Below are 19,318 nucleotides of genomic sequence, written 5' to 3'. Positions count from 1 at the left end.
AGTCATACAGGGCTTGTATTCTAAGCTAACCAGTGTTTCCATTATGCAGCCAAAAGAGCGAATTTACCTTCCCTCGAAAGTCTAAGGCCCGCATTCAGCCGTGAGGCGGCGTTTGAATGGTTCGTGATTATGGTCTGGGGGATTTTGTTATGCAACCGGACCCCCGCCATCACGAGTTATCTGAATGCAGTGGGACTGAGTGATTACTACTATGGACACGCTCTGCATTGGTTTCACGCTACCAGTTGGAGCGCTAAAACATTATCAGACAGATGGCATCAATGGTTGATTTCTCATGAAAATGTTAAACGGTTAAAGGGTCAACCCATTTATGTTGGGGATTGCATTAAAGTGCCCAAAGAAGGTAGAAAAATGCCCTTAGTTTAAAAATTACATCAAGAATCAAGTAATGTGACTAAACCGAAATGGATTCGGGGTCATTATTTTGGATCTATTAGTCTTTTATTACAATCCGGGTATGCTCTAATTACTGTCCCGCTTAAGTTCGTTCGTTCAAGATGAACTTCAAACACCGGAGGTAACTTCACCCACTTTAATTAATAAAATATCTGGCTTATTTAGGGCTTAAATGAAAGCCGAAAATTACGTCATTAAAGAATGTCATTTTGCTTCAAAAACATTAATTAATCAGTTTCGGTTCGATTCAATTCATTTAATTACTCGGGTCAAGATTAATACGGTTGTTAAGCATCCGTTACCACCATCCCCGTGAAAAAAGGTCCCGGCAGACCTCGCACTTGGGGACGATCGCTGGAATTACGCACGTTATTTAATGACCCAAATTCTTTAAAGACTGAATCGTTATCCCTTTATGGAAAGAAACAGAAAGTCAGTTATCGTACAATAGATTTACATTGGGACTCTCCCGAAAATTTAGTCCGTTTTGTGTTGGTATTGTGGCCCGGAGGAAAACCAAGCATTCTACTTTTTTCAACAGACCTGGATTGATCGGGAGTAGAAATCATAACGGCTTATAGTTGGCGGTTTAAAATTGAAGTGACTTTTCGGACCTTAATCGAGCTTTTATCAGGGTTTAACTATCGGTTCTGGATGAATAACATGGCTCCATCTTCCCGAAAACCTAAAAATATGAATATCCAAGACTACTCTGATAAAGACTGGGTGAATATCCAAGATAAAATAGCAGCATTTGAACGATTTGTCAATCTAAATGCTTTAGTTTTAGGGATTTTGCAAATTCTGAGTTTATCTATGCCCTCGACAATTTGGCAAAGTTTTTCGGGCTGGTTCAGAACCCTACCTAGCAGTGGTTATCCGAGTGAGCAAATTGTTCGGCTTACTCTACAACAATCTGCACCTTCTATTTTAGCGGAAAGTCCACCCAGCTTACTTTTGACAAAATTCCTTCAGGCCAAAGAGTCATTCAGGCATCAAGCCATACACAGACGAACTGGATAGTTTAAGGCCCCTAATTAATTATCTCACAGAACTTTTCACGGTCCAGTGAGGAGTTGAGTATCAAAATTTATGGCGGTACGGTGCAAATTTTTATCCGAGAGGAAGGGTTGAGTGAACCCATCCCGGCGAGTCGTCTTTCCGATGGCATCCTGTGGTTTTTATTTTTAATGGCATTACTCCTTGACCCTACACCGGGACTTGTTTTATGTATTGAAGAACCAGAAATTGGCTTACATCCAGATATTTTACCCCTGATTGCGGAGATGTTGGTGGAGGCATCGGCGCGAACTCAATTGATTGTCACCACTCATTCCGATGCTTTAATTTCGGCACTTCCTCCGGAGTCTGTTCTCGTTTGCGATCGCTGCGATCGCGGCAGCGAGTTACGTCGTTTGGATCCAGACCGACTGAAAAAGTGGCTGGACAATTACACCCTGGGAGATTTATGGCGAATGGGTGAACTTGGAGGCAATCGATGGTAACAGAAATTAGACTTTATATTGAAGGCGGGGAAAATACTAAAAATACCAAAGCATTGCTCAGAAATGGATTTAGCCAGTTCTTCCAAGGTTTTATCAAAAAAGCACGCGATCGCCACAAATGCCAGACTCTTATCGAGGAAATTGATAAACTTATATAGAGATTACCCGGTTGATTTATTTCAAGTTGTTTGAAAGATATTTTGCACCATTGTTTTATTAGAATTCGCCGCCACTTGATCCAGTTTTTCTATTTCCTCCGCATCCAAACTCCAACCTAGCGCACCGAGATTTTGTTGCGCCTGTTCCACAGTTTTTGCCCCGGGAATGGGAATCATCCCTTTGCAGATACACCAATTGATAGCAACCTGGGACATGGTTTTATTGCGGTCCGAGGCAATTGCTCTCAAACAGTCTAACAAAGGCTGAATTTTGGGCAAAATATTCCGAAACAGGAATCCGCGAATCCCTGGAGGGAAGGGACCGTTTTTTGAGTATTTTCCCGTTAATAATCCCAAAGCGAGGGGACTGTAGGCAATCAGTTGAATGCCCAGGCGATCGCAGACTTCTTTGAGTCCCAAGGTAGTCACGGGATAGGTAGACAACAGAGAGTATTGAACTTGCAGGGTAGCAATGGGAACTCCGCGATCGCTAAACTTTTGATAAATGCGTTCCAGGCGTTTGGGACCGTAATTGGACAAACCGACTCCTTTCACCAACCCGCGATCGTATAAATCCGCCAATCCATCCAACAACGACCATTCCTGCCACGGCGCATAATTTGCCGTAGACCAATGCATCTGCACCAAATCCAGCCGTCCCAACCGCTGCGCCGACGCGGATCCCGCAGACACCATCGATCGCCGCGTCAACCGCCAAGGATAAGGCGCTAACTTGGTCGCTATACAAATGTTATCCGCATTCGGACCCTGATACTCCTGAGCAAAGCGCCCCAACAGCGTCTCACTCCGTCCATTCAGTTTGCCAGTCCCATAGGAATCCCCCGTATCGAATAACGTCACGCCATTTTCGACACAAAGATTAAACACCGCTTGTAATTCCGCATCCATACTGGGTTCATATCCCCATAAGAGCCGGTTACCCCAAGCCCAAGTACCGCAGCCCATAAGTGGAAGAGACAGATTGGTTGCCATAGTCACAGGAGGTCAATGAGTTGAATCGGGTCTATCTTACAATAGGGCGCGCCACGGCAATACAGTTTTTTGTCATTGGTCGTTGGTCATTGGTCGTTGGTCATTTGTCATTGGTCATTTTGGGTACTGGGGTGATGATGACTTTGGGATAGTTGCGATCGCTCTGAGGTTGGGAACGGGCGATTCGCTTTCCCATTGCACTCGAATGATAGGAGGGAATTCTTTCATGGCAACTGCGATCGCCAGCTTGCTCAGAATTTACTTTGTTTAAGCAAGATTCCCGTTTTTCAAGGGATTAACTCAAATTGGACCTCTTGATTTTCAGCATTTACCGTTGAGGGATATGGACGATATCTTTTAATGTTATCACTGTGATTACCTTCACGTAATCTGTGCCAAGAAAGAATCAAATCATTCTGTGATTTATCCGAATTTAAGTTAAAACCTACCAGAACCTCGGCTTTATCATCTTCATAACATTCTGTAGGATTTTTTGCTCCGAGTTTTGCAAAGAAATCATTTTGTAGTGTTTTCCATAGATGTTTAATTTGAATGATTTCACAAACAGACTCTCCGTCATGACTAACAATCAGCAATTCATAAGATTCTCCAATTTGCAACATTTTTGACCATTCATTTATAGTCATTCGGATATTAGGTCGATTAAATGAAATTGCTTTCACTTCAGCTTTAATCGTAGGTTTACCATTACCTTCGCAAAGAAAATCAAATCCTTCCAGAGCGGGCTGTTCATTAATGCTTTTATAGCCGCAGAATTGATAAAATAATCTAGCCCATTTTTCCCCGAATTTACCCCAATGTACTGAATTTTCGCTTTTTCCAGTATCAGTGCCGGTTCCATGTGTGCCATTTATTTTCGGCCCGGGTTCTGAAAATTGACGTCCTTGTCGTTCACTCTCAATTTCTACCATTAAGCCAATAATTCTTAAGATATTCTCGTCATTTCTTATCCATGAACCGGCACTGTTTTCGTCAATTCGTATTGCTAATTGCTCTCGTCTTTCTCCAGACAAAAGATAATGACGGACTGCCTGACGTTTTTCTGAAGTCTCTGCCTGTAATGCCCATTCTGTAAGTTGTTCAATAGAAATACTTTCTCTACGCGAACGACAAGCCATGAAAAAATCTAAACCAGTATCTTGATAGTCAAGATGCAAAATCCGATTATCTGGTGCAAACCCAACCAGTAAACCCTCTTCATCCTGATGATATCCAGCGCAGAGCAACTGCTCAACAGGTACATAAGTCTCTGTCTTAGACATAAACTTAACTTCTTGCAAGAAGCGTTGCAGTTCGTGCTTTTCTAAAGATCCACTTAAACTCTCTAAGAAGTATTTTGAAATCAATGTTCCAACTTGCTTGGCTTGCGAGGCTGTCACCTTGGGTTCAGATCCAATTTCTGCTTTTAATACATCAAGCAAGCGCAGTTCGCTCACCGAATAATGCTGCGAATTAAAAGTTTCTCCTAAGAGTTTTTTGGCGTTTTCCCATTGACTCTGGGCAATAATCTGAGTCTTATAGCGCTCTTGAAAACGTGACCAAGTGGCTATTTTTAAGAAACACTCCTGTTCTAAAAGTTTCCCCGTGACTCGATAACGAATCTCATTGATAAGGAGCAGTTGGCGATAGTTACCATACAACCCACTCGGTAAAGCTTTACAATGAATGATCAGATATCCCATCCCGCGATCGCCCGCCAAGATGCGACAGATAATTTCACGCCCATCACTGGGATTTATATTCTGCCAAGCAATTGCCAACTCTTTCCACAGAAAGTTCCAAAACTCATATTCGTCAATAGTTTTGAACCCCAATATCTCTGCAATTGTTTGCCAGTTTTCCTGACTCGCACGGGAAAGAGAACAAAGAACCTCTCCCAGAGCTTTTCCTATTTTATCTGCTAACTCGCGATTATGAACAGATGACTTCACCAAACTTTCTCGCCCTGTTGTAATGTCAAATTTGGCATTCAAAGCAAAACCTAGAGAGAGCATTTCTTGTGTAGGGGCTGTCACCCAAAATGTCGGTACAGTCTTGGGCAATGAACCCATGAGACGACCATTTTTTTCGGTAAAGCCTAAAAGTAAAGCCGCTTCTGAATCTCCCTCAGTTCTCAGGCAGAGCAAGGTTGATTCTTTCCCATTGCTATCTACAGTGATGTGATGCTTGCCAACTTCAACTCCGCGAACGCCTGGGATAGGTGTTGGAGACCAGGACAGGTTAATATCTGGATAACTAACATTAACATTCCGATTCACCAATCTACATTTTTTAATAATCCTCGAAAATACGATGAGGATGCTGGCAAGTTCTTGAAACTCCTGAATAACACTTTGAGCCAAAAAATTGGCTTCAAGTTCTAGTTCAACGACAGTTGCATCAGGCAAATTGATATATTTTTGTAATTCTTTATTCAACCTGTTAGCGTTTTCTGGATTGAGACGTGATGGGATTAGTCCGCCCTCTACCGTAAACCCTAAATTTTTGCTCATAACGTGAGGTCGCTTACAGATGAGATATATGCTCTTAAACCCCAATCCAAACTTACCTGTTACACTTTCTCCTTTCTCGGAAATATTGAAAGTCAGCATATTCACCAAGTCGCGATCAAAACCCCGATCACGATACTGTTTTTCTGGAACATCAGGATGTTGAAAGCAACCAATTGGTCTACCTGCATGAATAAATAAGAGTTTGTGATCGCCAGGTAATAGCACAATTATAAATTCCTTTCTATCTTCGTCTATTTGTAAGGACGGGGATATTTGCATCCATTCAGTTGCTGCATCATCGGCATTTTGAAATAATTCAAAAGGAATGCTCTGCGGACGGTAGCCGTGCATTCCGATGTTGGCTCGCACTGCTTGCCAAAATTCATTTCGGATGTTTTCACTTTCGGCAGACTCGTCTTCCAGCAATCGAGACAAGTTCAGAATTAAATCCTCAATTTTATGCTCTAAATGTTCTACAGATTTTTTTTGCTGTTTCAGTTCTGCTTTCTGGTATTGCAAATTATCCCACTGGGTTAAAAGGTCTTTGATCTCAGGAATTCGATTATGTACTTTTAACATCCTCATAATGTAGGGCGCACCTTCTAGCAAAAAGTTCTTTGCTACCTGAATATCGAGTTGATCGGAGTCTCGTAAATCTTTCCAAGTGGCATCTAAATCTACATCTTTAACCTGATAAAGTTCCAGTAATATTGTTCTAATAGACCTTTTTATCAGTAACGATAAGTCTATTTTTCCAAATCTTTCAGGGTCAATGGGCAGTAGTTCTATAGCTAGATTATTGGGTTGCAGTTCACTGACAAAAAGGTGTTGAGGATTTTCAGACTGAAGGAGGTCAGCACTAAAAGACTTTCCTGATACTGATGGTACTATGCTGGTACGATCGCTGACTTGTCCTACATGAATATGAAATTCACGGTTTGCTATAGGATGCACCTGTTCTCCTAGCAATCGCTGACGCATTGCATCCACATCACGCCGACCTAAATAATACTCAGCCAACTTTTTTACATTGGGATCGTTGCCCATCAGTAACGTTATAAATGCACCAATCAATTCTTGCGGGCAATATGGCTCCCAAAGACGAAAGTATGCTTGTAAAATACTAAAATTACTGGTTTCACCTGACAAGTCTTGCGATATCGTAACCGTATCACTCTCTTGTGATAAAGAGTCTAAATATTGCTTTATAATGCTGGTTTGCAGAGGATCTAACAAGCAATTAGACTCAAGATTATCTCTTTTACCCCATGTCAGTTTGTCAGGCTTTTCCCATTTATTCTTTTGGTTCAGAAGACCAATATTTGGCAATATTTTTTCCTGGAACTTAGGATATTTAACAGCCAAGTCTAGGTAAATGTCAAACACATCTACGGTCAATTCATCGGGTGTAGAGTTAGAACTGGAGAGTCTTTGAAGAAGCAAACAAAGCTTATCTTCATCTATCTTGCCTAACAGGTTTGGCAAGAGCGATAGCTCAAATTTTCCTTTAGAGAGTTTGCGAGCAAAGTTCCATGCTGGCAGAAAGCTGACATCAATTTTTTTGAAGATATCCCAGCATTGATCTATGGGAAATTTTTGAAATTCACCCAATTGATATTCTGGTGCATTTCCCAACAATTGTCCAACTTGGTGCAACGCTGCATCCTGAGTGATAAACAATTGCTGCGTTAACCACTGCCAACAACTGCTGTTACGAATAATTGGAGAAAGTTGAGAAGATGTAATATAGTCAGAATCAACGGTGAGCAATAATCCCTCAATATCTTGTTCTACAGCTTGATAATGCAGAATATTTTCAGGAAACACTGCATTTCCTTTTTCATTGAGTAACCAAGGTTTTGTTTTTAGTTGATTTAGACTATCGTTGAGGTGGTGCTGATTTTGGCGACTCTCCAATAAACCACTCAAAGCATCAATAATAATCTGACACTGTTGATGAGGTTCTTGTTGTTCTAGCAGAAAATTAATAATTTCATGTTCCCTCCATTTTGAAAAAAAGGTTTTCAAAACTTTAATGCTGGGATGTCCTGTAATTCTTTTAGGAAGTTGTAATCGTTCTGTATATTCTCCACCGCTTAACTCAACTAAGGTCGGTAAATACTTTTGAAGTTGACTCGAAACAATCTCTAGAATTTGGCTAGGTCTGATTGTGCCTGAGTCTACAGGTATCCAGCTTTCTGTTTCCAACGATGTTTTTAAGTGCTCAGGAATTTTATCCATTGCAACTAAGCAATCTAAAATAACAATGTAGAACTTCTGCCAGTATTCAAGAGATTGATTGGGAACTAAAATCTTCTGGATGACTTGCTCAGGATGCCAATAAGTAAATAATTTTCTGGCTGAGGAATATCCCGGGCTTGTCCGAACTTTATTTGGGAGTATTTTTTCAGGATGCTTATTTTCATCCAACTGAGCAATTTTCTCTTGATGCTCTTCTAAACTTTGAGAAAATCTCAGGATATTTGCAGGACAAATTCCTTGGCCATCTAATTTATTAGGTAGCCAACTGGTCATTTTTAAACTGGTTTTTAGTTCTGCTTCATCTTCCGTTGATATTTGAGTTAGTGCCTCCAGAACTAGCTCGCAATATGTATGAGGATCAGGGAGATTGAGAATTGTTGTGATCGCCTCATGAGCAGTCCACAGAGGTATCCAGTTTTGTTGAATTTCTCGATTTTGCTTAATGAGGACGATGTACTCTTTTAAGCGATGATTTAAAGGAAAATGTGGATTTTGCAAAAACACTCGATTGGGCTGAATTGATTCCAGTCTTCCATCGGTCGTTTCGTGAAGTTGCAATGACTTCCACAAATCTTCATTCGTTGGGTTTTGGCTGAGATAACCGAGTAGCTGGCATCGTTCAGAGGATTTTAATAAACTTCCATCAACACATTCTGCCCCTAATTCTCGAATCAAATCCACAACTTTATCGGATTCAAGGAGATTAATTCCAAGTGTTTGACGCTTTGCTGAAGGAATATGCTCTACTAATGCAGAATCAAGCAAACGCCACCCCTCGCCTTTTTTATTGAGAACCTGCTGTCCTACTTTTTGCCAAAGTGTACTCTCTTGTGCCGTGACATATAAAGTAGTTTTGTCATCTTCATACTTGTCTTTTTGACCATGTAGAAAATATCGTAATTGTTTAGACATGATTGATGAGTTCCTTTAAAAGATTAGTTCGTTGATCGGCTTGAGCTAAATCGGGTTGTGTTGCCAGGAGTTGCAGGCAGCTATTGACATCGCATTCCGGTATATTTCTTAGTGATGAAGTTTTACCGAAAATCCCAGCCAACTTTGTGTCAATAAAGATTAAATCGGTGTTCGGCAGCGATTTTTTTAAGCCGGTAGAGATATTGCTTGTCCATACTCCTTTAAATAAACAATTTTTTTTGTGGTAATCTTGAAATTTTTTGTAACTGTATAAGTAGGGTTTTTCCTCCTTATAGTTGTACCCAATAAATAAAGACTCATTTTCAAGTTTATCGAGAACTTGTTCAACGTATTTACTCGATGACAAAAGTTGAGAAATAATTTCACAAGGTACTTTATAGTTAGAGGGTTTGCTTTTGAGGAAATCGTCCAGACAGGTTAGGAGAGAGATTAATTCTTCTGGAGTTAAAACAGATTGACTACTTGGCAAAACTTCAAAAGTTTCATAAACCAGAAACAGATTTATTTCTAGTTGATAAAGTTTATTTAAAACTGCCTTAAAAGCCGTACTATCTTGAGTTTTTTTAAGCTTGAATCGTTGATGAGGAATAATTTTTGAGATAAGTTGCTGAATGAAAGGTTTTATAGATTCTCCTTGTAAATGTGATAGGTCACTTTGTCTAAATCCTTGACGAAGCAAATTGATTAAACTGGCCTGAACCTCCGGTTGCTTAATTATATTGTCCTGAAGCCTCAAGAATTCGTTTAAGTAGCGAAGGTCATCATAATTTGAAAATATTAACCCCGGGTTAAGAGAATCGAGTACAGAGCAGATTTCCTGCTTTTCCCATCTTCCCTTTTTATCTAGAGATAAAAGATTGGGTTCGCTTTCAATAATAAAACAATTATTTTGAGCGAGGTCTTGCAATGCAGGAAATACTTCCCACTTTGGAGGAATACCAGGAAGCGATCGCAAATTTGCATTCACTGAAATCATTTCCCAACCGTTATTTGATGGCTGAGTCCGGAATACCCACTGATGTTCAGCACAAATATTTTGCCTATAAACTTCACTTGCGAACAATCTCGATTTCAAAATTGCGCTGCAAAGATGTGATATTTCTACATCCGTTAAGCTATGTTTTTGATAAAATTGATTGATGGAAGGCAATACAAGGCGTAAAGTCCCTTCAGTTGCTAGTAAATAATTCCACTGAGCAATCATTTCATCTTCATTTTCAGGAGTTTTCGGTCGAAATGAATCCCTCCTAATATTCCGAAGTCCTTCTATATATTTTCTGCCGGAATCAAGAAAGAAATAACCATGAAGAAAAATTGTGTAATCTTTATTTCCATCACAGTCTATCTCCTCATGAGCTTCTTGTTCTGATTCTTCTTGTCGTGAATGCTTCTCCTCACTAGCTAAGGGAAGAAAAACAGTCCACTGTAAATTTAACTTGGGTTTTGATTTATTGCCTAAAGATTGCTGAGTCAAAACGACAGCACAATGGGGAATTGATTTATCAGGAACAATTTCATCTTCTCCATTATCTTCATTGATAGAAGCTCTTTTACTCCAAAAAGGAGACTGTTGTAAATAAATCCAAAAATTTTGATAAGGATTTTCTGAATTTTTTAATAGTGATCCAAATTTATTAGCAGATAAAATTCTTTCTTGTCCCGCAAATTTAATCCCTGATTCATTTGAACTTAGATGAATTTTACCCTGTAGCTCATGTTCATCAGGATCTATACGTTCACTTGTGGCATTCGGATAAATACAGCGGGATAAGAAATTTTGCTCGTCCGAACACAAGGAGACAGAAAAATTTTGTTCCAGATTACCTTGATTACTTTCTATAAAAAATCTGATATTGTTGAGATGACGCAACATCGGTAATAGTTGACCGATTCGCACTTCCATATCTTCTGGAAGACTTTCTTTGACTGATCGAATACTATCATAGTAATTAGCTAAAATACACCGTTGATCTATCATCTCCTGACGTAGGGGAACCCACAATAAAAAGAAGGATGAACTGTTATTGCGGGAATTAACTAAATTATGGGTGAATAAATATCTTTCTAATGCTTCCCTATCTTGATTAGACAGTTCGACCCATTCTGGTCGTTTAGTATCTTTGCCATCAGGAGTTGCCCAAGGGTTAATAAATTCTCCACATCCGTCTGGTATAGACTCAGAACGAGCAATATAAAAAAATGCTTCACAGAAGTGGAAAATACTCTTTTGACCCAAGCCAAATTTTCCTATTTTACCTCTATCTTTAGCATTAGAATCTATTCCAAAATAAGTAATTGATTCTTGATCTGATTTGGTAAATGTCCCATTATTGAGGAAAAATAAAGCAGGAGTTTTTAGTAACGGATGCTTAACCGACTCACCTAAGCCTTGAGCTATACCAAAATCTAAGGTCGTTGCTTGACCATCGTTAGCATTCTGAATAATTTCTTTAATAATGGGAAAGCCTTGTTTGTATCTTTCCTTCAGAAGGTTTTTAATTGTATTTACTTTTTGTCCCGGTGTATCTTTAAAACCTGCCATAAGAATTAATTAACCTTTTAACGAGTGTTTAAGAGATTTGACCCAATGGATCCACAATAATAGCTATGGGTGAGTAGGGGCGTTCGGGAACATTGATCGCTTTTTATCGTCAATAATAAGTTTTACTCATTACCAATTAAAGCGTTTCTAATGTTTCCTGGCATCAGTATTTTTACTGATTTTTGTTGACAGATGAGGGATCCATATTGGCTCCCCGGGGATGGCAATGCCCGATCGCGCACCAATCCGTAGCTTGACAATCAGCAGAACTCCTAAAATAGATGGTTACACTTACTTATCGTCGTAACGGACAACTTTTACGCAAATTGGGAAAAAAAGTTTTTGGTCATTGTTCACTGGTCCCTGGTCCCTGGTCATTGCCCCCTATTATTCTGCTGGAATTTTGACTTTGGATTAAGGTGCGATCGCCCCTGGAAGCCCGAAGAAAAGAAACCGGGTTTCTCTGGTGGATATTATCGCCCCTGAAAGCGCCAAGAAAGTCGATTGAAATAATAGCGTTGTCGTCCCACCAATACAAGAAACCAGGTTTCTACCATAATCTTTGCCACACACCCGAGACTTTAGAAAGTTTCCCCGGTTTCAATAGCCCCATCTCAACTCTCCAATTGACGACAAAACAAACTAGCCTCTATTTTAATTTCTCTCATGTCTTTTTCCCAGCGTTTTAATTCATTTTCTCGGTCTTCTTGTTTGCGTGGTGAAGGTTCTGGCAGTCCGGTTTCGCGGTTGTATTGGCTATAGTTTTTATGCAATCCTTTAAAATATTGAGTTCCTTCATTCGGATATATATTTCGGTTTCTGAGTAATTTTTCACAAGAGGCTTGCCACAAATATTTGTGGTCGTGGATTTCTCCGCCGAGGTAGCGCAGCCGTTTTAAAGACAGGGTGGGAGATTGAAAAAGCTTAGTTTTAATATCGGGATAATCTTGAGCATTGAAGATGCGAGTTTCACTCCCTGTACCTCGGAAGAATTCCACAATGCAGCAATGTCCAAAGTCAAAGATGCAAACTTCGGTGGGGTCGCTGCCATCTTCCTGGAGAATACTGATATCTTGATGCTCAAATTCACTGCCGATCGCCTCTTGGGTTGCCTTTTGGGAGGACTGGGGTAACAAAATCCGAAGTCGTTCAAAGCGATCGCTATAATTAGACCAGAATTCCCTCCGACGTTCTAGCTGGTTTCGTTCCCAACCCGGCAGATCCAGTTTATCTAATAATATCTGGACTAATTTCACGAAATAACCATAACTTAGCGCCCCAATCCAATCTTGTAACGCAGTTTTTGCCCGTTGGGATAATTCACTCCAGCGAGTACGAGTACCGTCACTCGCGATGCCATAGTGTTGCTGTACCCAATTGACTAGAATCGGAAACTGACCGGCAATTTCTGTGGAAACCTTTGTCAGTAGATGCTGTACCCCCTGAATTTGCGGTTCCCTTCCCATGTCTTCGAGGCACTTGATTATCAAGTTTGCCTCCTTGAGATTGCGACTGGGCCCGGTATTAATAAAATATTTAATAATCTCGATAAATATCCCGTGTTTTGAACCTAGAGACTTAGGTAAGCGGGCTTTTTCTAAGAGTTTTTTGGGGGTGATTGAATTTTGGAAGCTCCAGGAGGCAATTTGTCGATTGCCTTGATTGTCTACCAGTGCTAAGAGAATGTCTACGGGTAAGAGGTCGGTCTTTTTAAACTCTGAAGCAAAATTAGGGAAGCAATGCACTAAAGACACAGGCAACACAGGCCGATCGCTGATTTTACTCTGTTCTACCTTTTCGCGATCGCTCTCAACTTCCGAATTTTCCGATGACTCCAGATTTTTCAGGACTGGCCGTTTTTTAGTCCTTCTCTGATTCTGATTACCCTGGCTATAATAAATCGCCAATCGCCAAAATAATCGGTCTTTAATCTTCTCGTCAGACAGAGCAAATTTCCAAATCGCTGCCGATGTGGATTTAGCCCGATCGCTGCCTTGCTGCTCATCCCAAGTTTCTTTGGCATAAAACAAGTAAACCCACTCCAAAATGGTCACCTGTTCGCCGGTTCCATTCTCAATATCCGCTAAAATATCATCGAGACTGCGCGGCATTCTTCCCTGACCTATCGGTATATTCGGCGGTAACTGAGGTGGTGCGATCGGGCCACTTTTATCGGTTCCGTTTGCCAGATTAATTAACTCTTGCGCTTTCGGTTGGGGAAGGGGTGGCAATTCTAAAGGGCGAAAGTTAAAATTCATGGTTGAGTCTCCGTTGAGGATGAGGGTACGCTGAACATCTTTCCCCAATCTGGGGGTCTGAGTTGGAACCGAAACACGACTTTGCGATCGCCAGGAGAATCGAGGGTTTGATTCGCATCTAATTCCCCTCGACCAGCCGCCAATACCTTATATTTGAATTGAGATTGAGTGGGAAAATTTAGGGAGGAAATGTAATCCGAAACAGACAAAGCGCGTTGCAAGCTCAGTTGCATATTTTCGCGTTCGTCTCCAAAGGAACTGGTGTGTCCTTCGATAATTACGCGAGTAATCATGTTATCAAATTCATCGTTGGAGAAAATGACGTTGCTGTAAACGGGAATGAAACTGAGTAGAAATTGTTCGCCAGCGGGTTTGAGTTCGGCGCTCCCTTCATCGAACAAAATCGCATCGGGAATGCTGACATCCCCAGTTCTCGGATCGACTTGTAATTTATCTCCCCCAGGGACTTCTTGACGGAGGGTATTGAGGATGACAAGAGGCAGTTTATCGAACGCTTCTTGGTACTGTTTGAGTTGGACCATCACGGTGATGAACAATAAGGCAAAAAACATCAGCAGTCCTGACATTAAATCGCCAATGGAAAGCCAAACCCCAGAGTCTTGCTCCTCTGAAATTTCCCCTTCCATTTCAAATTCATAAAAATCGCTCATTGGCTTGGGTTTCCTGTTCTCTTCCTGAGTGGATTAGCTAGAGTCGGGTTAATTAATACCAAATCCGGCTATAAAAATTCACTTTTCGCTATGAGCCCGCGCAGGCGGGCTTTGTCCGTATAGCCCCACCCTTCAGGGTGCGGGTTTTAAGAGTTGCTGCCAATCTGGGGGTTTTAGCTGGAAACGGAACACGACTTTGCGATCGCTGGGATTGTCAGTGGTTTTTTCTGCATCAATTTCCCCTCGACCGGCTGCTAGAATTTTGGTTGTAAAGTTTTCCTGATTTGGAAAAGACATTTGCGAGGAAATATAGTCCGTCACCGATAGCGCACGTCGCAAACTTAATTCCATGTTGCTGGATTCATCACCATCGGAACTGGTATGACCTTCAATAATCACCCGAGTGATCATGGTTCTAAAGTCATTGGTTGAGAAAATGATTTGGCTGTAAGCGGGAATAAACTGTTGGAGAAAGGCTTTTCCCTCGGGTTTGAGTTCTGCACTGCCTAAATCGAACAGAATGCGATCGCCAATACTCACATCCCCAGTTTTTGGATCCACTGAGAGGTCAGAACCTCCCATCTGGTTATCCAATTGAGCCAGCAGAATCAGGGGTAAATCCTGAAATGCTTTTTGGTACTTATCCAACTCTTCTATTTTGGCTTCCAACTCAGTTTTGAGGACATCCACCTCTTTCGTTTTGGCTTGCAATTCCCCCTCTAATCGCTGCACATCCTCATATTTATGATGCAATTGCAGTTGAGTCGTAACAAACAGCAGCGCGAAAAACATCAGCAGTCCTGACATCAAATCCCCAATGGAGAGCCAAACCCCAGAGTCTTGCTCCTCTAGGATTTCCCCCTCCATTTCAAACTCAGAAAAATCGTTCATTAATTACCACGTCCCTTTCCATTTTCCTGTTCCTTAGCCGATGCAACTAAGTAATGAGATACATCCATCAGATCGTGGGTACTTTGGTTCAAGCTCTGAGCCGTTTGGTGAAGTTTTTGACAAACTTCAGCCGCAGCGACATCTCCTTCTTTAATAGCCTTTGTGTACGATGCATTGGCTTTTGTCAAATATTCCGCAAGTTGCTCGTTGCCAATTTGGAGCGCATCATTCAATTTTTCTCCCATCAGGTTTAGGGATTTGTTGAGAGATTTATCAAAGTTCTCAATCATGTTTTGATAGGCACTCTCTATCTGGTTTGCTTGGCTACCCAATTCACCGAACATTTCTGTGAACTGTTTCACACGCTCTGCGGAGGTTAACCCAGTTTTGTTCGCTAGGTTGTACACTATCTTAGCCGTATCTGTAATCGACAACATACTTTCTTTAATCGCTCTCTCCATTTCTTTCGCATCTTCTAGGAAGACTTTTTTAAGTTGGGCGATAACCCCTTCTAATGCTTCTCGCTGCTTGCCGAGAGTTCCTTCTAGGAGATTGTTTTGGTCTTCAAAGAATTTCGTGAGTGCAGTTTGGTATTCGATGCGGAATTTCTCTAACTCTTCCTGCACGGTTATGCGAGTTTTTTTCAGACTCTCATCTATACCGCTCAAGGTTGCAGTTAGGTTGGCTGCCGCCTCGTTCATTAATGCAGATGCTTCCCGACCAATTGTCACCAGAGTTTCAGATTGAGCCCTAAAGATTTGGTTGGCCTCTTCGATAATTTTCCGGGTACTCGCTTCGACTCCTTTCAGCATATCTTTCTGGAGTTCGGCTTGTTTATCTAGAGATTTTGCTAATTCTACTCGGATACCTACGAAAGTTGCAGCCGCTTGTGCAGCACTCTCTTCAAATGCTTTTCGCTGTGCTTCCATTCCTGTGATACTTTCGGCAACCGCTCGCTTGATTTCTTCGGCAACCGATTCTAAGACTCCTCTAGTTTCATCCCGGAATTGGACAAGAATTCCTTTTAAATCCCCAGCAAATATTTTTAAATCTTCGAGGGTCTCTTTTTGTACTTTATGAAAGTTTTCTACTGTCTCAGTCAATTTTTCAGTAATCTCTGCCATAGCAGTTTTCAGTTCTTTAACTGCCTCGGATGCTTCCTTGGTGAGTTTGGCGGTTTCATCAAGACGTTGGACAACGGGTTCGATTAATTCTTCGCGCAGTCGCGTGACCAAATAATCTACCGCTTGACCTTGTTTTTGTTGCAATTCCCGAATGCTGGATAATTCCGCTTTCATGGAATTGAGGGCGGGATTTAGTTGTGCTCCGGTTGCCTGTCCGATCGCCTCTGGAGTAAGGTTCGTTAAAGGCTCGAAAATAGGCGTTAGTTCCGATCGCAAAACCGATCGCATTTCTTTCGCCACAGCTTGACCAATCGCCGCAGCAGTCAGATTGCTTTCTCCTCCAGTTGCTCCCGGTGTCATCCGCGCCAAAATTCGTCCTGGAGTCAGCAGAAAAGCAACTTTGCTCAATTCAGAACGCAAATTATCCCGACGCCGTTGCCGAACCGATCCTCCAACAGCGAGGAATAGCATAAACACACTGGAACTGCCCAGCCCCCACAAAGAAGTGGAGAAAGCGACTTTCATTCCAGCCAGCAGTTCGGTACTGGTTTTCAGCAGGGTTTCAGTTTCTTGAATCGCGTTGAGATTCACTCCTTGTAACCCCGAGTAAATTCCCCAAAAAGTTCCCAAAACGCCCAATGCGGTCAATAAAGTGGGGGCAAAATACACCGGGCCACGCGGTATGGGTTTGCTCACTACAGTGGGGGAGGAGATCATGACAAAGCTATCCCCCTCTTCCTTCGGGACAAACACATTTCCCCAGCATTCTCCCTCAAAATGGCGCTGGAACCATCTCTTCATATTCTCATCGAGGTTGAGGCCATTGCCCCCCGTTTTTCGGAATTTTTTGAGATAGTCGATCGCCTTAGCGGTTGGCCCACACTCGTATGAGTAATAGTGTCCGATCGCCACTACTTCAAATATACCTGCGGCGATCGCGGCTCCAATAATGATGAGAATAAATAAACCATTCACCATGATAAGTATCCTATGTTACAGTTCTCCAAATCGTTCTATGCGTTCGGGTGAGAGATGCTCCTTGGCGACTCGCACCGGCAGATGTGCTGCATCAGTGTGTCCGGCGACTGGTTCCCTCAGTCGCAATCCATACAGGGGTTCTTCACTGGCGGTTTCCGTATCTAATGCCAGATAAACGCGATCGGGGGCATACTGGCGCAACAGTCGCACCTGTAACCGCGTTTTCATTTCTTGCAAAGATTTCGCCAAAGCAGGAATATCCCCAAACGCTAAGGCGACTTTCCAACCGTGATTGACGGCGTGGATTTCGTCGATTAGCTGTTCTAGGGACGGATTTAACAGGTTTTTCACCCTGGATTCACTATTCATTTGGGTTTGAATCTTGAGGTTGAATTTGGGTCAAATGCGGGTTTGACCCGGGATTTAAGGGAGAGTCGGTCGGCTGTGGCCCCAGCTACTCGCTCACTTGATAGCGATAGTTTTAGTAAATTGAGAAAAGAGAGACTTTTGAGTAGGGGGAATTTCTGCGTTCGGGAACTACAAACGCTGTTTTACCGTCAATAAAAAATTTTGCTAATTACCAATTAAAGCGGGTCTAATCTTCCCAGGCATCAGTATGTTCACTGATTTTTCTGAACAGACAAGGGATCCATATTGGCTCCCCGGGGATGGCAAGGGGCGCACAGAAGTAGATTGGCGATCGGCAAAACTCCTGAAATAGAGGGTTACACTTACCTATCGCCGTAACGGAAAACTTTTACGCAAATTTCTGAAAAAAGTTTTTGGTCGTTGGTCCCTGGTCCCTGGTCCCTGGTCCCTGGACAAATGACCAACGACAAATGACAAATGACAAATGACCACAAAACCAAGACAGCAGAAAAAAACCCGGTTTCTGACACCTGGTGCGATCGCGCTTCATTCAAACGATTCTTGCTGGGACAGAACATACTGTCCCAGCAAGAGAAATTATTTCGTCAATTGGGTACAATAAAACCCGATTAGATTGATCGGCGAACCATCCGTTTTCTCAAACCCAATGCAGCCAATCCTAATAATCCCAAGGTGGCAGTCGGTTCAGGTACTTGAGTGGAATGGCCATTGCCAGTTTGCTTCCAAGCTTCAGTGGCTTTAATTTCTGAAAATGCTGTAGTAAATGACTGAGCTGATTTCCCACCGGCACGAAGTAAATTTAAGTCCCATGCAGCGCCACTAATCGTTGAGTTACCCGTTGCCCAGGCTAAGTTTACATAGTCGGTTTTCGTTGTACCAAAACTGTATGAATTAGAAACTCCGGTATTGGGAGTCGTGGTAAATCCACCACTTCCATCAGCGATAAATGCATTTCCCTGGGCGTCGGCACCAATCGCCCGCTGGCGGTTTCCATTGAACATTTGATGGTTGACCACAACATTGAGCAAGGCGTTTTTGGATTGAAGCCCGTTGAGGATACTGTTAAAGTTAACGCTGTTCGCACGAATGTCGCGGTCTTCATCAGTAATTAAAACAAAATTAACCGCAGCACCGTCGCGAAATGAGTAATTGTTTAAGGCATAATCAATCGCCGAATACCCATCCTCCCATGCGCCATTGGTGACGAGAGAGTTAGTGGCAGTTGCTAATTCAGAGGCACTTCCAAATAAGTTTCCTCCCACTGATAACGAGCGGCTTGTGCCAGAATAGCCACCTCCAAAACCAATCAGACCATAGCGGTTTTCTTCGGATCGAACTCCAACACCTTTCCCTCGCAGAGCAAATTCTAACTCCCCAATGGATTGCCCCAACCAGGAATGTTCGCCGGACATAGAACCTGACTCATCTACGACAAAAATGAAGTCGGCAAAACTGGCGGCTTGGGCGGATGGTGTGAGGCCGATCGCTAAGATTAATGCCGCACTAATAGAAACCGCAGGTTTTAAGCACGATGTGACTGACAACCTGTCTGAAGAGATAATTTTCATGGCCGTTCACCCCTTTTGAGGTGCGATATAAAATACATTTTCCAGATTTGGAAAGAGCTTTATGCTCAAGAATGACGTGACAAATTTAGCTCACTGAAGTAACCACTTCAGCGTT

The 19,318-nt window shown here is 42.0% G+C and carries 14 protein-coding genes; 5 read left to right on the top strand and 9 right to left on the bottom strand.

The window, feature by feature from the left end; translation table 11 throughout:
- Window positions 1-129: 129 nt before the first annotated feature.
- From NG833_RS24115 to NG833_RS24100, 4 genes are all read left to right on the top strand, one after another.
- On the top strand, window positions 130-387 hold the full coding sequence (locus tag NG833_RS24115) for a hypothetical protein (protein WP_254567820.1): 258 nt from the start codon (window positions 130-132) through the stop codon (window positions 385-387).
- Between the two features lie 693 nt (window positions 388-1,080).
- A complete protein-coding gene (locus NG833_RS24110) occupies window positions 1,081-1,440 on the top strand; it encodes a hypothetical protein (protein WP_254567819.1) in 360 nt (119 codons plus the stop codon).
- Between the two features lie 53 nt (window positions 1,441-1,493).
- A complete protein-coding gene (locus NG833_RS24105) occupies window positions 1,494-1,922 on the top strand; it encodes an AAA family ATPase (RefSeq protein WP_254567818.1) in 429 nt (142 codons plus the stop codon).
- On the top strand, window positions 1,916-2,080 hold the full coding sequence (locus tag NG833_RS24100; protein ID WP_254567817.1) for a hypothetical protein: 165 nt from the start codon (window positions 1,916-1,918) through the stop codon (window positions 2,078-2,080). Before NG833_RS24105 ends, NG833_RS24100 begins: the two co-directional genes overlap by 7 nt.
- A 21-nt stretch (window positions 2,081-2,101) precedes the next feature.
- On the opposite strand, the gene NG833_RS24095 is transcribed toward NG833_RS24100, so the two are convergent.
- The 8 genes from NG833_RS24095 to NG833_RS24060 all read right to left on the bottom strand — a co-directional run bounded on the left by NG833_RS24095 (window position 2,102) and on the right by NG833_RS24060 (window position 17,614).
- Window positions 2,102-3,073: an aldo/keto reductase gene (locus tag NG833_RS24095; RefSeq protein WP_254567816.1), complete on the bottom strand. Its 972-nt coding sequence runs from the start codon at window positions 3,071-3,073 to the stop codon at window positions 2,102-2,104.
- 287 nt (window positions 3,074-3,360) lie between these two features.
- Window positions 3,361-8,760 (bottom strand): protein NO VEIN domain-containing protein, encoded by a 5,400-nt coding sequence (locus tag NG833_RS24090; RefSeq protein WP_254567815.1) that lies wholly within the window; start codon window positions 8,758-8,760, stop codon window positions 3,361-3,363.
- The gene (locus NG833_RS24085; RefSeq protein WP_254567814.1) at window positions 8,753-11,323 is read right to left on the bottom strand and encodes a sacsin N-terminal ATP-binding-like domain-containing protein; all 2,571 of its coding nucleotides are present in this window, start codon (window positions 11,321-11,323) and stop codon (window positions 8,753-8,755) included. Before NG833_RS24085 ends, NG833_RS24090 begins: the two co-directional genes overlap by 8 nt.
- Window positions 11,324-11,937: 614 nt before the next feature.
- The gene (locus NG833_RS24080; RefSeq protein WP_254567813.1) at window positions 11,938-13,581 is read right to left on the bottom strand and encodes an EH signature domain-containing protein; all 1,644 of its coding nucleotides are present in this window, start codon (window positions 13,579-13,581) and stop codon (window positions 11,938-11,940) included.
- A complete protein-coding gene (locus NG833_RS24075; RefSeq protein ID WP_254567812.1) occupies window positions 13,578-14,252 on the bottom strand; it encodes an OmpA family protein in 675 nt (224 codons plus the stop codon). The genes NG833_RS24080 and NG833_RS24075 overlap by 4 nt, the downstream gene beginning before the upstream one ends.
- A gap of 132 nt (window positions 14,253-14,384) precedes the next feature.
- Complete coding sequence (locus NG833_RS24070; protein ID WP_254567811.1) at window positions 14,385-15,143, bottom strand: OmpA family protein; 759 nt, start codon at window positions 15,141-15,143, stop codon at window positions 14,385-14,387.
- Window positions 15,143-17,245 carry a hypothetical protein gene (locus NG833_RS24065; protein ID WP_254567810.1) on the bottom strand — a complete coding sequence of 701 codons (2,103 nt, stop codon included), beginning with the start codon at window positions 17,243-17,245 and terminating at the stop codon, window positions 15,143-15,145. The genes NG833_RS24070 and NG833_RS24065 overlap by 1 nt, the downstream gene beginning before the upstream one ends.
- Before the next feature lie 15 nt (window positions 17,246-17,260).
- On the bottom strand, window positions 17,261-17,614 hold the full coding sequence (locus tag NG833_RS24060) for a hypothetical protein (protein ID WP_254567809.1): 354 nt from the start codon (window positions 17,612-17,614) through the stop codon (window positions 17,261-17,263).
- Between the two features lie 477 nt (window positions 17,615-18,091).
- Between NG833_RS24060 and NG833_RS24055 the strand changes: the two genes are divergently transcribed.
- Entirely contained in the window at window positions 18,092-18,247 is a 156-nt protein-coding gene (locus tag NG833_RS24055; protein ID WP_254567808.1) for a hypothetical protein, read from the top strand.
- Here NG833_RS24055 and NG833_RS24050 read toward each other — a convergent pair.
- On the bottom strand, window positions 18,244-19,203 hold the full coding sequence (locus tag NG833_RS24050; protein ID WP_254567807.1) for a vWA domain-containing protein: 960 nt from the start codon (window positions 19,201-19,203) through the stop codon (window positions 18,244-18,246). The two genes, NG833_RS24055 and NG833_RS24050, sit on opposite strands and share 4 nt — an antisense overlap.
- Window positions 19,204-19,318 lie beyond the last annotated feature (115 nt).

This window comes from Oscillatoria sp. HE19RPO, assembly GCF_024220515.1.
In the GTDB taxonomy this organism is placed as follows: domain Bacteria; phylum Cyanobacteriota; class Cyanobacteriia; order Cyanobacteriales; family Laspinemataceae; genus Laspinema.
This window is presented reverse-complemented; position numbering and strand designations above follow the sequence as displayed.